Source organism: Nocardia grenadensis (assembly GCF_050942415.1).
GTDB lineage: Bacteria > Actinomycetota > Actinomycetes > Mycobacteriales > Mycobacteriaceae > Nocardia > Nocardia grenadensis.
In genome coordinates this window covers 2356761-2370314 of sequence record NZ_CP192054.1, presented here as the reverse complement: position 1 = coordinate 2370314, position 13554 = coordinate 2356761, and the positions used below count along the sequence as shown (strand labels likewise).

The 13554-nt window shown below is 68.0% G+C and carries 10 protein-coding genes and 2 riboswitches; of the genes, 2 read left to right on the top strand and 8 right to left on the bottom strand.

Features of this window, described 5'->3' with window-relative positions; all coding sequences use genetic code 11:
- The 3 genes from ACQPYS_RS10780 to ACQPYS_RS10770 are packed head-to-tail and all read right to left on the bottom strand — an operon-like array spanning position 1 to position 4900.
- Positions 1-2322 carry an ABC transporter ATP-binding protein/permease gene (locus ACQPYS_RS10780; RefSeq protein ID WP_433492476.1) on the bottom strand — a complete coding sequence of 774 codons (2322 nt, stop codon included), beginning with the start codon at positions 2320-2322 and terminating at the stop codon, positions 1-3.
- A complete protein-coding gene (locus tag ACQPYS_RS10775) occupies positions 2319-3293 on the bottom strand; it encodes an ABC transporter permease (RefSeq protein WP_433492475.1) in 975 nt (324 codons plus the stop codon). The genes ACQPYS_RS10780 and ACQPYS_RS10775 overlap by 4 nt, the downstream gene beginning before the upstream one ends.
- A gap of 8 nt (positions 3294-3301) precedes the next feature.
- A complete protein-coding gene (locus ACQPYS_RS10770; RefSeq protein ID WP_433492474.1) occupies positions 3302-4900 on the bottom strand; it encodes an ABC transporter substrate-binding protein in 1599 nt (532 codons plus the stop codon).
- A gap of 15 nt (positions 4901-4915) precedes the next feature.
- A riboswitch (cobalamin riboswitch) is annotated at positions 4916-5103 on the bottom strand.
- A gap of 165 nt (positions 5104-5268) precedes the next feature.
- A riboswitch (cobalamin riboswitch) is annotated at positions 5269-5489 on the top strand.
- 136 nt (positions 5490-5625) lie between these two features.
- On the opposite strand from ACQPYS_RS10770, the gene glyA reads away from it, so the two are divergent.
- Positions 5626-6927, top strand: a complete 1302-nt coding sequence (gene glyA, locus ACQPYS_RS10765; RefSeq protein ID WP_433492473.1) for a serine hydroxymethyltransferase — start codon at positions 5626-5628, stop codon at positions 6925-6927.
- A gap of 171 nt (positions 6928-7098) precedes the next feature.
- Complete coding sequence (locus tag ACQPYS_RS10760) at positions 7099-7497, top strand: hypothetical protein (protein ID WP_433492472.1); 399 nt, start codon at positions 7099-7101, stop codon at positions 7495-7497.
- A gap of 4 nt (positions 7498-7501) precedes the next feature.
- Here ACQPYS_RS10760 and ACQPYS_RS10755 read toward each other — a convergent pair whose 3' ends face one another.
- From ACQPYS_RS10755 to metE, 5 genes are all read right to left on the bottom strand, one after another.
- Complete coding sequence (locus tag ACQPYS_RS10755; RefSeq protein ID WP_433492471.1) at positions 7502-7798, bottom strand: hypothetical protein; 297 nt, start codon at positions 7796-7798, stop codon at positions 7502-7504.
- Between the two features lie 184 nt (positions 7799-7982).
- A complete protein-coding gene (gene folP, locus ACQPYS_RS10750) occupies positions 7983-8771 on the bottom strand; it encodes a dihydropteroate synthase (RefSeq protein ID WP_433492470.1) in 789 nt (262 codons plus the stop codon).
- A gap of 3 nt (positions 8772-8774) precedes the next feature.
- Positions 8775-9896, bottom strand: coding sequence for an aminodeoxychorismate synthase component I (gene pabB, locus ACQPYS_RS10745; protein WP_433492469.1), 1122 nt, complete (start codon positions 9894-9896; stop codon positions 8775-8777).
- Between the two features lie 228 nt (positions 9897-10124).
- Positions 10125-11153, bottom strand: a complete 1029-nt coding sequence (locus ACQPYS_RS10740) for a methylenetetrahydrofolate reductase (RefSeq protein ID WP_433492468.1) — start codon at positions 11151-11153, stop codon at positions 10125-10127.
- 70 nt (positions 11154-11223) lie between these two features.
- Complete coding sequence (gene metE / locus ACQPYS_RS10735) at positions 11224-13488, bottom strand: 5-methyltetrahydropteroyltriglutamate--homocysteine S-methyltransferase (RefSeq protein WP_433492467.1); 2265 nt, start codon at positions 13486-13488, stop codon at positions 11224-11226.
- Positions 13489-13554: the final 66 nt, after the last annotated feature.

Here is a 13554-nt window from a genome sequence, read left to right as displayed (position 1 = left end):
TCATGCCTCCCCCGCGGTGGGTGGTTCCACTGCCCGGCGGGTGTGCGCCGCGACTCGATGTGTTCGAGTCCGGTCGTCGCGGCGTCCGCCCGCTCCCTTGCCGAGACCGGATCCAGCAGCGGCCTCGCCGGAAAGTCGCGGATCGTCGAGATCAAGGATCGAGTCCGCCAGCCGTTCGATGACGGCGCTCTGATGGCTGATGATCAGCAGCGTCAGTCCAGTATGGCGGAGCCGGTCCAGCAGATCCAGGACGACTCCTTGTGATTCGGCATCGAGCGAGGCGGTGATCTCGTCGCAGATCAGAACGCGGGGTTCCGCGGCCAGGGCGCGCGCGATGGCGACCCGCTGTTGTTGCCCACCGGAGAGTTCACCGGGTCTGCGCCTCGCGAGTTCGGGGTCCAGCCGGACCTCGGTAAGCAGTCGTGCGGTCTCATCGGCCGCCGCGGCGGCGTCCATCCCGCGCAGCAACCGCAGCGGGCGGCCGATCTGGGCACCGATGCGGTGGGCCGGGTTCAGTGCGGTGGCCGGGTTCTGCGGGATCAGTTGTACGGCCTGCCGGTGCGCGGCGGAGCGGTCGTCGACCCTTCGGCGCAGTACAGCACCGTCCAAGCGAATCGTGCCACTCGTCGCGGTGTGCAGCCCCGCGAGGGTGCGTGCGACGGTGGTCTTTCCGGCGCCGGAACGTCCGGTGAGAGCCAGGCAGGCACCGGCGACCAGATCGAACGAGATATCGTCGATGACGGGCTGCGCTCGATACGCGACCGACAGACCTTCCACCAGCAGCACCGGTTCCGATCCGGCACGGGGAGTTATCGGCGGCGGCGACACGGAAGGTTCGGGCACCGTGTGGTCCGCGGGTGCGTAGGAGACCACGCGGCCGCCGTCGATTTCGAGTACGTCGTCGATCAGCGGCGCGACACCGGCGAGATCGTGGGTGATGATCAGGAACGCGGTCTCGGACTCCCGGCGCACCCGCCCGAGCATCTCGACGAGATCGGCGCGGGCCCCGGCGTCCAGTCCGGTGGTCGGTTCGTCGAACACCACCAGGGCCGGATCGTCGACCAGTGCCGTGGCCAGCAGCACCCGCTGCTGCTGGCCGCCGGACAGTTCATGGGGGAACCGGCGACGGAACTCGCGATCGGTGGGTAACCCCACGCGGCGCAGCGCGTCGATGATTCCGTCCGCATCGCTCGTGGTTCGGTGCAATCGGATGATCTCGCCGATCGACGTGCCGACCCGCAGCGCGGGGTTGAGTCCGGTGGCGGGATCCTGTGGCACGAATCCGACGGCTCGGCGGTGGCGGCCGGCACGGCCGATGCCGATTGTTCCTGTCGCCGACAAACCGGGCGGCAGGGCGCCGAGCACCGCTGCGGCGAAGGTCGTCTTCCCGGCCCCGGAGCATCCGACCACCGCCAGCCCCTGTCCGGGGGCCAGCCGTATCGAGATGTCGTCGAGTAGGACCCGGCCGGTGTCTGTGCGCACGCGCAGCTGTGAAACCCGCAGGCCTGGTTCGGGACCGGATTCGGGCACGGCGGTGGCCGCGCGTGGACGGCGATAGCCGAGGACTCGGTCACTGAACATATTGACCGATACGACCAGCACCATGATGAGCAGTGCCGGCGCGAGGACCGACCAGGGTTGCAGCGCGAATCCGGAGCGGTTCTCGGTGATCATCAGCGCCCAGTCCGGCGACGGTGGTCGCATACCGAGCCCGAGGAAGCCACCGACCGCGACGATGGAGATGACGCCGGAGAACCGGACCCCGGCATCGGCGAGGACCACCGCGCGCAGGTTGGGCAGTACTTCGACCACCGCGACCCACCACAGCGGCTCGCCGCGGGCCCGCGCCGATTCCACGTAACCCGCGCCCGCGAGTTCGTGGACGGCGGTACGGACGATGCGCACGATCCAGGGCACCGACGCCAGTGACGCGGTCAGCATGACGGCCGCCGGTCCGGCACCGAGCGCGGTGGCGATCACCGCCAGCAGCAGGAACCACGGCAGGACCACCAGCGCGTCGACCGGCCGCATGATCCAGGCGTCGATACGCGGGCGCAGTCCGGCGATCAGTCCCAGCCCCACACCGAGTGCGTAGCCGGCGAGCAGCGAGACCACCGAGATCAGGAGCAGCGACCACCCGCCGTGCAGCACACGGGACAGCACATCGCGACCGATCACATCGGTGCCCAGCGGGGATGCCGCGTTCGGGGGCTGGAACGGTGCGCCGACCGGCGCGGTGGGTGAATGCGGGGCCAGTGCCGGTCCGATCGCGATCACGACCGACACCCCCGCGAGAACCAGGGACCACCAGGCTTTCCTCACCGCAGGTCCCCCTCGACCGAGGCTCGCGCGCGCGGACTGACCAGCAGCGCGACCATATCCGCCGCCAGGTAGACCGCGATTCCGAACGCGGCCAAGAGCACCGCGGCGGACTGCACGAACGGATAGTCCCGCGCCGAGATCGCGGTCAGCAGCTCCTTCGACACCCCGGGATAGGAGAAAAGTGTTTCCACGACGGCGATTCCGCCGATCAACCCCACCACCGACCCGGCGAGGGGATGGACCGACGCGGAGAGTGCGTTGGGAGCGGCGTGCCGCAGTACCAGCCGGATACCGCCGACGCCGTTGAGCCGAGCGGTCCGGATGTACTCCGAGGCCATCACCGTGGTGGTCTGCGCGCGCACCAGTCGCGCCGGGTGCGGGGACAGTCCCAGCAGCAGACAGATCACCGGCAGGACCAGCACCTCGGGCCGGTCCCAGACGCTGGTGCCGGTGGGCACCAGCGATATCGCGGGCAGTAGCCGCAACGACAGCGCCACCACGGCCACCAGCAGCACCCCCAGGACGAACGACGGGATCGATTCCATCGTGAGTGCCCCGACGCTGATCACTCGGTCGGTCCGTGATCCCGGCCGGGCACCGGCCAGCAACCCCAGTCCCACCGCCACCGGAATCAACAGCACGATCGTCAGCACCGCCAGCGCCGCGCTGTTGGCCAGGCGGTCGAGCAGCACATCGGCCACCGGACGCCCCGAGATCAGCGACTCGCCGAGGTCACCGCGCAGGAAACCGGTGACCCATTCGGCGAATCTCGCCGGCGCGGGCCGATCCAGACCCAACTCGGCACGCAGGGCCGCCAGCTGTTCCGGCGAGGGATCACCCGCACCGCGCCGGGACAGGATCACCACGGCCGCATCCGAATCCAGCATTTCGAACAAGCCGAAAACGAGCACGGTGACAGTGACGAGCACACCGATCCCGGCGACGGCGCGCCGGAGGAAATAGTGCAGCACGCGAGATCTCAGCCCTGACCGGCGAGCCAGGTGGTGGCGTAGTTCGCCCAGTCGTCGGTACCGGGGACACCGGCCCGCATCCCGCCGACATTGTTACGTGCGGCATCGGGACGCTTCGCGAAACTGTGCAGGATGTAGCCGCCCTCGTTCCACAATTCTTCCTGGAGATCGAAGTACAGCTCGCGCCGCCGGACGGGGTCCATCGCGGCCCGCGCGGCGGCGAACTTCGCATCCCAAGCCGGACGCCGCCACCCGGTGCCGTTGCTCGGTGACGAACTGGTACCGGTCTGGCCGTAGAAGTAGTCGAGACTGTAATTCCACCAGCCGATATGGGTCAGCGGGCGTTTACCGGTGACCTGCGAGAAGTAGGTGTCGGCGGCCGCCGACTCGAGTCGGACGGTGATCCCGGCGGCCTTGGCGTGCTCAGCGAACAGCGTCGCCGACTCGACCATCCCCGGCATACCGTCGGCGGTCGGCAAGACGACCTCGAGGTTCTCCTTACCGGCCGCGCGCAAGAGTTCGCGGGCACGCTGCGGATCGTAGGCGCGCTGCGGCAGGGCGTCGTTGTAGAAAGGCGCGCCCTTGCCGTAGATATCGTTACCGACCTCGCCGTATCCGTAGTAGACGGAATCGACCATCGCCTGCCGGTCCACCGCCAGCCGCATCGCCTGCCGCACCCGCACATCGTCGAACGGCGGCAGGTCCACCCGCATCTGGAAAGCGCCCATCAACCCTTCCGGCGGCACGATCACCGTCGCGGTCGGATCGCTCTCCAGATTCCGGGCCTGCAGATAGCTCAATTCGTGCACCACATCCGCCTCACCGGACAGAAACGCGTTCATCCGCGCCTCGGTCTCGGCGATCTGGATGATCTCGACCTCGTCCAGATGCGCGCGGTTGTCCCGATACCGGTCGTTGCGCCGCAGCAGTGCGCGGTCCCCCGGTGACCAGGCGCTCAGCGCGAACGGACCGGTCCCCACCGACAGTGCGCGCTCGTCGATGGTGGTGGTGCCGTCCTTGACTATGTAGCAGTACCAGCCGGCGAGCACCGACCCGAAATCGGCGATCGGTGTCTTCATCGCCACCACGACCGTCAGCTCGCCGTCGGCCTTCGTCCGCGCCATATCGACCATGGCGAGATCACCCGAAGACGACCTGGCCGGATCGAGCATCCGCTCGAAACTCCACAGCACATCGCGGGAGGTCAGCGGCGAACCGTCGCTGAACACCACACCGGGACGCAGCTGGATCCGCCAGACGCTGCCGTCGGCATTCGGTTCCAGCGCACGCGCGAGCCGGTAGCGCAGGGTGAGATCGTTGTTGTACGCGACCAATCTGTCCCACACGTTCTTCGCCACCGCGCCACCGGCCGAACTTCCGGCCTCGTGCGGATCGAGCACATCGGCGATCGCCGAACGGCCCGCGATCGCCGAGCGCAGCCGGCCACCCGGTTGTGGTGGCCCGGTCGGCGGGCCGGAAGGCTCGCCGCTGCCGCAGGCTGTCAGTATCGGAATACCGCCCAGGGCGGTGAGCCCGAGCAGTCCGGCTGTCCCGGCCAGCAGTCGCCGACGGCCGATATCGGATCGGCCCGTTGTCAAGTTGTCCATCGCCATCCTCGTGGGTGTATCCCCGAAACCGCGGCGCAGGTGTCCTGGCTCCCGGATCGACGCATCTCCACCGGCCTTCCGACCCGGGTAGGTCGTGGCCACGCATGGCGGATCGCTCCTCGGTGACAGTTGCGGGACAGCCCCGGATTCACACCGGTGTTCCCTGCACCGTGCATGACGTTACCGCGATGTCACCCCACTCGGTGATCCCCTCGGCGCAGCCGAAAATAGAGGAACTTCCGCGTATCCCCCGCATCATCGCGTCCACGCAGCTCGGGACGAGGCCGGCGTAGGCCACCGTGCGGGGCAGCGGTCCGGACCCGGCATCTATCCTGACCCGGTAGCTGGTTCGCCGAACGGTGGCTCGGGAAATCCGACCCGTCGCCGGCGTCGAAGACCCGTCCACAGTGGCCGCGGTCGAAGAGGGAACCCGGTGGAAATCCGGGACTGTCCCCGCAGCGGTGAACAGGAACGACCGCCGTCATCGGCACTGGATGTGTCATCGTCCGGGAAGCGACGGCCAGTAGGTCGGCTCGATATCGAGTCGGTGCCTGTGAGTCCGAAGACCTGCCCGCTGCGCCGGATACGCCGTATCCGGCGGTCGTCGCCCCGCGGGTCGGGTGCACTGCCGATCGGACCGGATCCGCACCGACAACGGATTCGGCGGTGGTCGGCGGGCACGCACTCGGGACGGAGACCACCCGGCGCCAACCAACGGAGTCTCTATGGCAGCCCCGACCACCCGTACATCTGTCGATACTCGGTCTCTCGGTGAGCTCGATCCCGAACTCGCCACCGCGATGGCGGGTGAGCTCGCCCGGGAACGCGACACCCTGGAGATGATCGCGTCGGAGAATTTCGTTCCGCGCGCGGTGCTGCAGGCGCAGGGCAGTGTGCTCACCAACAAGTATGCCGAGGGCTATCCCGGTCGCCGCTACTACGGTGGTTGCGAACATGTCGATGTGGTCGAGAACCTCGCCCGGGAGCGGGCCAAGGCGCTGTTCGGCGCCGATTTCGCGAATGTGCAGCCGCATTCCGGGGCGCAGGCCAACGCCGCGGTGCTGATGTCGTTGCTCGACCCCGGTGACCGTCTGCTGGGCCTCGATCTGGCCCATGGTGGCCATCTCACCCACGGTATGCGGCTGAACTTCTCCGGCAAGCTCTACGAAGTGCATTCGTACGGGGTCTCCAAGGAAGACCACCGGGTGGATATGGACAATGTTGCGGCCATTGCGCGGGAGTCTCGGCCGAAGGTGATCGTCGCCGGTTGGTCGGCCTATCCGCGGCACCAGGATTTCGCGGCGTTCCGCGAGATCGCCGACGAGGTCGGCGCCTACCTGTGGGTCGATATGGCGCATTTCGCCGGTTTGGTCGCCGCCGGCCTGCACCCCTCCCCGGTGCCGCACGCCGATGTCGTGTCCTCCACCGTCCACAAGACGCTCGGCGGCCCCCGTTCGGGACTCATCCTGGCGAAGCAGGACTACGCCAAGAAACTGAACAGTTCGGTGTTCCCGGGCCAGCAGGGCGGGCCGCTGATGCATGTCATCGCGGCGAAGGCGGTCGCGTTCAAGATCGCGGGTACGCCCGAGTTCGCCGAACGCCAGCAGCGCACGCTGACCGGCGCGAAGATTCTCGCCGAGCGCCTCACCGGCGCCGATGTCGCGGGTAAGGGCGTCAGCGTCCTCACCGGCGGTACCGACGTCCACCTGGTCCTGGTCGATCTGCGCAATTCCGATCTCGACGGCCAGCAGGGCGAGGATCTGCTGCACGAGGTCGGCATCACGGTGAACCGGAACGCCGTCCCGTTCGACCCCCGCCCCCCGATGGTCACCTCCGGTCTGCGCATCGGTACCGCCGCTCTTGCCACCCGCGGCTTCGGCGATACCGAATTCACCGAGGTCGCCGATATCATCGCCACCGCTCTCGCCGGCGGTGCCGACTTGGACGTACTGCGTGGCCGGGTCAAGAAACTGGCCAACGATTTCCCGCTCTACCAGGGCCTGGAGGACTGGAACCTGCTCGGCTGAAACCGGTTTCCGACGGCGATACCCGCACCTGGCCTGGGGTGCGGGTATCGTCGCTCGGGCCGGTTCGCCCACACAGCACCGCCTTCATCGGAAGACCCGCGCTACTCACTGGACTCGCGCCACGGGATGTGTGTGGTCGGCATGTCCACGAGGTATTCGGCGAGGTGCGTGATGTCGGCAAACAGCAGTGCGTTCTGGGATGATCTGGCAGCCGAGATGGGCGCCAAGGAGTTCCGTCGGGCATTCGTGCTGGAGTCGATCCGGACCGAGACCATGAGCTCGATCGTCGGCCAGTTGAACGCTGCGCAGCGCGCTGCGAAGCTGTCCGCGTCGGTGCTCGCGTGTGCGGTGGATTCTCGGAGGTCGACGGTTCGGCGGGTACTCGATGCGACACCGCCGAACGTACCCTTCGAATCCCTGTCGAATATCGCCGCCGCGTTGGGGTACCGCCTGGTCCTGGAACCGATGGACCAGCACGAGCGGGCGATGGTGACCCGGGCACTCGTGGGTCGGGAGATCGAGGCTCTGGACGAACCGGCTCGGGCCGATCGGGATCAGCGGGGCCAGTGAGACTTCAGCAGATCGACCGGGGATTGTGCGCCAGATACTCCGCGCCGATCTGCCGGATTTGTGCGTAGTCGCTCCCGGCGAACGCGCCGGCACCGAATTTCTTGGTCTTTCCCGCGATCACGACGAGCAGAGGCCGATCCCTTCCGATGGCGTCTTCGTCGAGCAGACAGAACAGGCGGTGCTGCGCGCGGTCTTTCGTGTTGACGCTGACCGCGAACCAGCCGGACATTCTGCCGTCCATGACTTCCCAGTGGCCGCCGCCCGCGAACTGGTCCCGCGGTGCTTCCGCAACGGCGACCACGCACGCGTACATGATGGCGCGGACCCGGGTCGGTGCTGTTCTCAGATATTCACGAGCCGGTGCGATGTGTGTCTCGGGCTGTAAGAAGTAGACGATGTCACACCGGTCCGCGGGGTGTTTCATGTTGCTGATGCCTTCTGGTTCATCGGGCGGTGGCCGCGAACTCGGCCGATCCGGGCGGTGATCACCGGTGCGCGAGGGCGGGTGCGTTGACCGCTTCGGCGATCAGCACAGCCTGGCGGGTGGGTGCGACGTCGTGTGTGCGGATGACGGCTGCGCCGCGGGCGACCGCAGTAACAGCGACGGCGAGCGAACCGGGAAGGCGTTGGCCGGGGTCGGTGATGCCGAGGACCGCACCGATGAAAGATTTGCGGCTGGCGCCGATGAGCACAGGATATCCGGTTCCGGCGAGCACATCGATCGCCTCGACAAGCGCCAGGTTGTGGGCCGTGGTCTTGCCGAATCCGAGGCCGGGGTCGATGAAGACTTCGGGCACTCCCAGACGCTCGGCGGTTTCGGCACAGGAGATCAACTGGTGGGCGACCTCGGCCACGACGTCGTCGTAGTGAGGTGCCTCCTGCATGGTCGCCGGGGTACCGCGCATGTGCATCGCGACCCACCCGACTCCGAGGTCGGCGGCGACCGGCGCCAGCGATGCGGAGACGTCGTTGATCAGCCGGGCGCCGGCGTGGACGGCGGCGCGCGCGACCTGCGCGTGGCGGGTATCGATGGACACGAGGCAGTCCCGCGACAGGGCCTCCACGACTGCGCAGACGCGCTCGCATTCGACCTCGGCGGGGACTTCGACGGCGCCGGGCCGCGTCGACTCACCACCGATGTCGATGATGTCGGCCCCTTCGGCGAGCATCTGGTGGCCGTGCCGGACGGCCTCGCGGGGATGGGTGTATCGGCCGCCGTCGTAGAAGGAATCGGGGGTGAGATTGAGGACCCCCATGATGCGTGTTCGAGCCATCGGTCAACCGGCTTTCTGTGAGGAGTACATATCGCCGACAGCGCCGCGTGCCGGCACAATCCGTTCGATGCTGTTGAGCCGATCCAGGATTCGTGCCTTGGTCAGCGCTTCGGCGAATTCGCCGCTCGGGGTCGAGTCCCAGGTGACCCCGCCCCCGACGCCGTAGCGGGCCAGGCCGGTGGCGCGGTCGTGGACGAGGGTGCGGATCGCGACGCTGAACGTCGCGTCGATACCGCCGTCACCGGTGGGCGCGATCACGCCGACGGCTCCGCAGTACAGCCCTCGTGGTGTGTTCTCCAGTTCGCCGATGATCTCCATGCTGCGATACTTCGGCGCCCCGGTGACCGATCCGCACGGGAACAACGCGGTGAAGACGCTGTCGAGGCCGGTCCGGTCCGGTACCTCGGCGGCGATATGCGACGTCAGCTGCCATACCGTCTCATAGGGCTCGGCATCGAACAGCGACAGCACGCGGATATCGCGGGCGCCCGGGATTCTGGCCAGGTCGTTGCGGAGCAGGTCGACGATCATGAGGTTCTCGGCACGGTCCTTCGCGCTCGCCGACAGCCGTGCTCGCAGGGCGGCGTCTTCGCTGAAATCGCGCCCGCGCGGGGCCGTGCCTTTCATCGGGCGGGTCGTCACTCGCCCGCCGGCCCAGCGGAAGAACAACTCCGGGCTCACGCTGAGGACCGCGTGCTCGCCGGTGTCGATGTAGGCACCGTAGGAACAGGTCTGGGCGGCGAGCAGGTCCGCGTACACAGCGGTGAGATCACCGGAGATCGCGGCATCGAGCCTGGTGGTCAGGTTGGCCTGGTAGATCTCGCCCGCCGCGATGCGCTCACGGACAGTGGTGACGGCCCGGTGGTAGCGCTCGACGGAATCGGCCATGCGCCAGTCGCCGACACGGTACGACCCGGGTCCGGCCACGTCCAGCCGGGTGTCGGTGTGAAAGACGTGATCCGGTGGCACCGCGGCGAACCAGCACAGCGGCATCGAACCTGCCCCGGTGTGGTCCCGGACATGCAGCGCGGGGTCGAATGCGGGAGCCGCCTGGTAGGACACGAATCCGTATACCCAGTTGCCGCGGCGAGCCAGTTCCTCCGCGCGGGACAGCGCGGATTTCACACCGTCGAGTGTCCGCGCGCTGATCACGGCACCCGGATCCCGGAATACCGTGCTCCGTCCGCTCCGGCGATCGTCGAAACGCGCTGCACCGAACATCGATCGTCCGGAGTTATCAGCCACAGGGGTGTTCCTCATCTTGTCCAAGCCGTAGGCCGTCGCTCGGCCGTTGCGGTTTCCGCAGTCGGGTAGCCCGGTCCGGGTCGACTGCCACAGCGCTCGCAGTGTCCGCTACCTGCCGACGGCAGCCGACGGAGATCGCGTCGCCGGCCGAGGCGCTGCTGTCACTTCGTAGCCGAGATCGGTGAGCACCTGGGTGGTGGCCTTGGCGAAGTTGAGGGTGATGAAATGCAGACACGGCGCACCCTCGTCGATGAGCCGTTGCGCCATCTCGGTGGCGATCTCGATACCTGCCGCGCGGACCGCCTCGCGGTTCTCCTGCGGGCCGTCCCCCGCGGCCTTGCGCAGCCGATCCAGTACCGCGGCCGGCAACTCCCGCCCGGACAGCTCCACCGCCCGGCGCACGGTGCGTAGTGAGGTGATCGGCATCAGTTCGGGGATGATCGGTTTCGCGCCCTCGATCGGATCGTGCGCGGCGATGCGATCACGCAACCGCAGGTAGTGCTCGATGTCGAAGAACATCTGGGTGATCGAATAGTCGGCTCCGGCGCGGAGTTTCGCGGCCAGGAAAGCGGTGTCGGTCTCCAGATCCGGGGACCGGTGATGGCCCTGTGGGAAGGATGCGACACCGACATCGAAGTCGCCGAGATCGCGCACGACCCGAACCAGTTCCTCGGCATAGGTGACACCGGCCGGATGCTTTTGCCAGTCCCCGAGCGGGTCGCCCGGCGGATCTCCGCGCAGAACGAGGATATTGCGGATGCCGCAATCGGCGTAGGAACCGACGAGCGCGCGCAGTTCGGCCAGACTGTGCCCGACCGCGGTCAGATGCGCTATCGGCAGCAGGGTGGTCTGCTGGGCCAACTGCCCGGTGATGCGAGCGGTGCGGTCCTTGGTCGAACCACCCGCACCGTAGGTCATCGACACGAACGCGGGATGCATGCGCTCGAACTGCCGGACGGTGCGCCACAACCGGGCCTCACCATCGGCGTCCCGGGGCGGGTTGAACTCCACGGAGAACGGAACCCGCGTCGTGGAGTGGGCGCGCAGGCTCTCGACCACCGATCGGGATGCGGGCACCGCAGGGGCGGTTCGGACGGCATGGCCGGTCGGCGTGCGGTCCGCGGGGAAAAAGTGCATGAAGGCCTCGGGCTGGAAGGGAAACGCCGCGGAACCGGGGCGCCCGCCGGGCGGGCGCCCCGGTCACAGGTCAGCGAAGCGCCTGGGCCGCCGCGACGAGATTACGCAGCGAGGCGATGACCTCGTCGGTGCGACGGGTCTTCAGACCGCAGTCCGGGTTTACCCAGAGCCGTTCGGCCGGAACGGCTTTCAGCGCGAGCGCGAGGGACTTCTCGATCTCCTCGGTGCCGGGCACGCGCGGCGAGTGGATATCGTAGACACCCGGGCCGACACCCAGGCCGAACCCGGCCGCGTTGAGGTCGTCGAGCACCTCCATATGCGAGCGCGCCGCCTCGATCGAGGTGACGTCGGCATCCAGCCCCGCGATGGCCCCGATGACCTCACCGAACTCCGAGTAGCACAGGTGGGTGTGGATCTGTGTGGCATCGGCGACGCCGGAGGTCGAGAGCCGGAACGCGTCGACCGCCCAGTCCAAGTAGGCGGCCTGATCGGCCTTACGCAGCGGCAGCAGCTCACGTAGCGCGGGCTCGTCGACCTGGATGATGCCGATACCGGCCGCCTCGAGGTCCACCGTCTCGTCCCGGATCGCCAACGCGATCTGGCGGGCGGTGTCGGCGAGCGGCTGGTCGTCCCGGATGAACGACCACGCCAGGATGGTGACCGGGCCGGTCAGCATTCCCTTGACCGGCCTGCTGGTCAGCGACTGCGCGTAGGTGATCCACTCGACGGTCATGACCCGCGGACGGACCACATCGCCGTAGACGATCGGCGGGCGCACGCACCGGGTGCCGTAGGACTGCACCCAGCCGTTGATCGTCGCGGCGAAGCCGTCGAGCTGCTCGGCGAAGTACTGCACCATATCGTTGCGCTCCGGCTCCCCGTGCACCAGCACATCGAGACCGATCTCCTCCTGCAGCGCGATGACCTCGGCGATCTCGGCACGCATCCGGGTGTCGTATTCGGCCCGGTCGATCTCGCCTCGGCGCAATTCCGCGCGGGCCACCCGGATGCGGCTCGTCTGCGGGTAGGAGCCGATGGTGGTGGTCGGCAGCAACGGCAGGTTCAGCCGCTGCTGCTGTAGCACGCGACGTTCGTCGGCCGGGGTGCGGCGCACCGTGTCAGCGTCCAGTCCGGCCAGCCGCTCACGTACCGACTCGACCCGCAGCCGCGGGTCGGACTTACGGTCGGCCACCGCCGTGCGAGCAATCTCCAGAGCCTCCGCGACAGTGCCCTCGCCCTCAGCGAGAGCGGTGGCCAGCACCCGGATTTCGGCGATCTTCTCCGCGCCGAATGCCAGCCAGCTGCGCAGGCGCTCGTCCAGATCGGTCTCGGGCGCGAGGCTGTAGGGCACGTGCAGCAGCGAGCACGAGCTCGACACGGCCACCGACACTCCGGCATCGCGCAGCCCGGTCAGCTGCGGAAGCGCGTGATCGGGGTCGACGCGCCAGATATTGTGACCGTCGACGACACCCGCCACGATCAGCTTGTCCGTGATCGACTGCGCCACGGCCAGGTCCGCATCGCCACCGGCGACGAGGTCGACGGCGATACCGTCGATGCCGGTCTCCGCCAGCACCGGCAGCGCCACCCCGAGGCGGCCGAAATAAGCGGCCACCAGAATGGCCGGGCGCGCCGACACCTGAGACAGTCGCTGGTAGGTGGAACGCACGGCCGCCAGCTCGGCCTCGGTCAGATCGGTCACCAGCGACGGCTCATCGATCTGCACCCACTGCGCACCGGCCTCGGCGAGCAGGTCGAGCAGCCGCTCGTAGAGGGGCAGCAGGTCGGGCAGGCGCTCGAGCAGGTCGCTGCCGTCCACCGACTTGGCCAGCTTCAGGAAGGTGATCGGTCCGACGACCACCGGGCGGGCCGGCACGCCCAGAGCCAGCGCTTCGCGCAGCTCGGCCAGCGGCTTCTCCGGATGCAGGGAGAACGCGGTATCCGCGGCGAGTTCGGGCACCAAGTAGTGGTAGTTGGTGTCGAACCACTTGGTCATCTCCAGCGGAGCGACCTCGGCGTTGCCACGAGCCGCCGCGAAGTAGCGATCCAGCTCATCGGCGATCCCCGACACCCGCTCGGGCAACGCACCGAGCAGCACGGCGGTATCGAGCACCTGGTCGTAATAGGAGAACGTGCCCACCGGCACCGAATCCAGCCCGGCGTCCCGCGCCGCGGTCAGCGCGGTGGTGCGCAGGTCCGCGGCGACAGCGTGCAAGCCCTCGGCATCGAGGCGCCCGGCCCAGTAGGACTCGGTAGCGCGTTTGAGCTCCCTGTTGGGGCCGATGCGCGGGAGCCCCAGCACGGTTGCGGAAAAAGTAGTGTGCGGGTTCGACATCAATGAACTCCATGGTCAGCAGCGATGACCGCCACCCATTCAGAGCGCACACTGGCGGAGCCCATG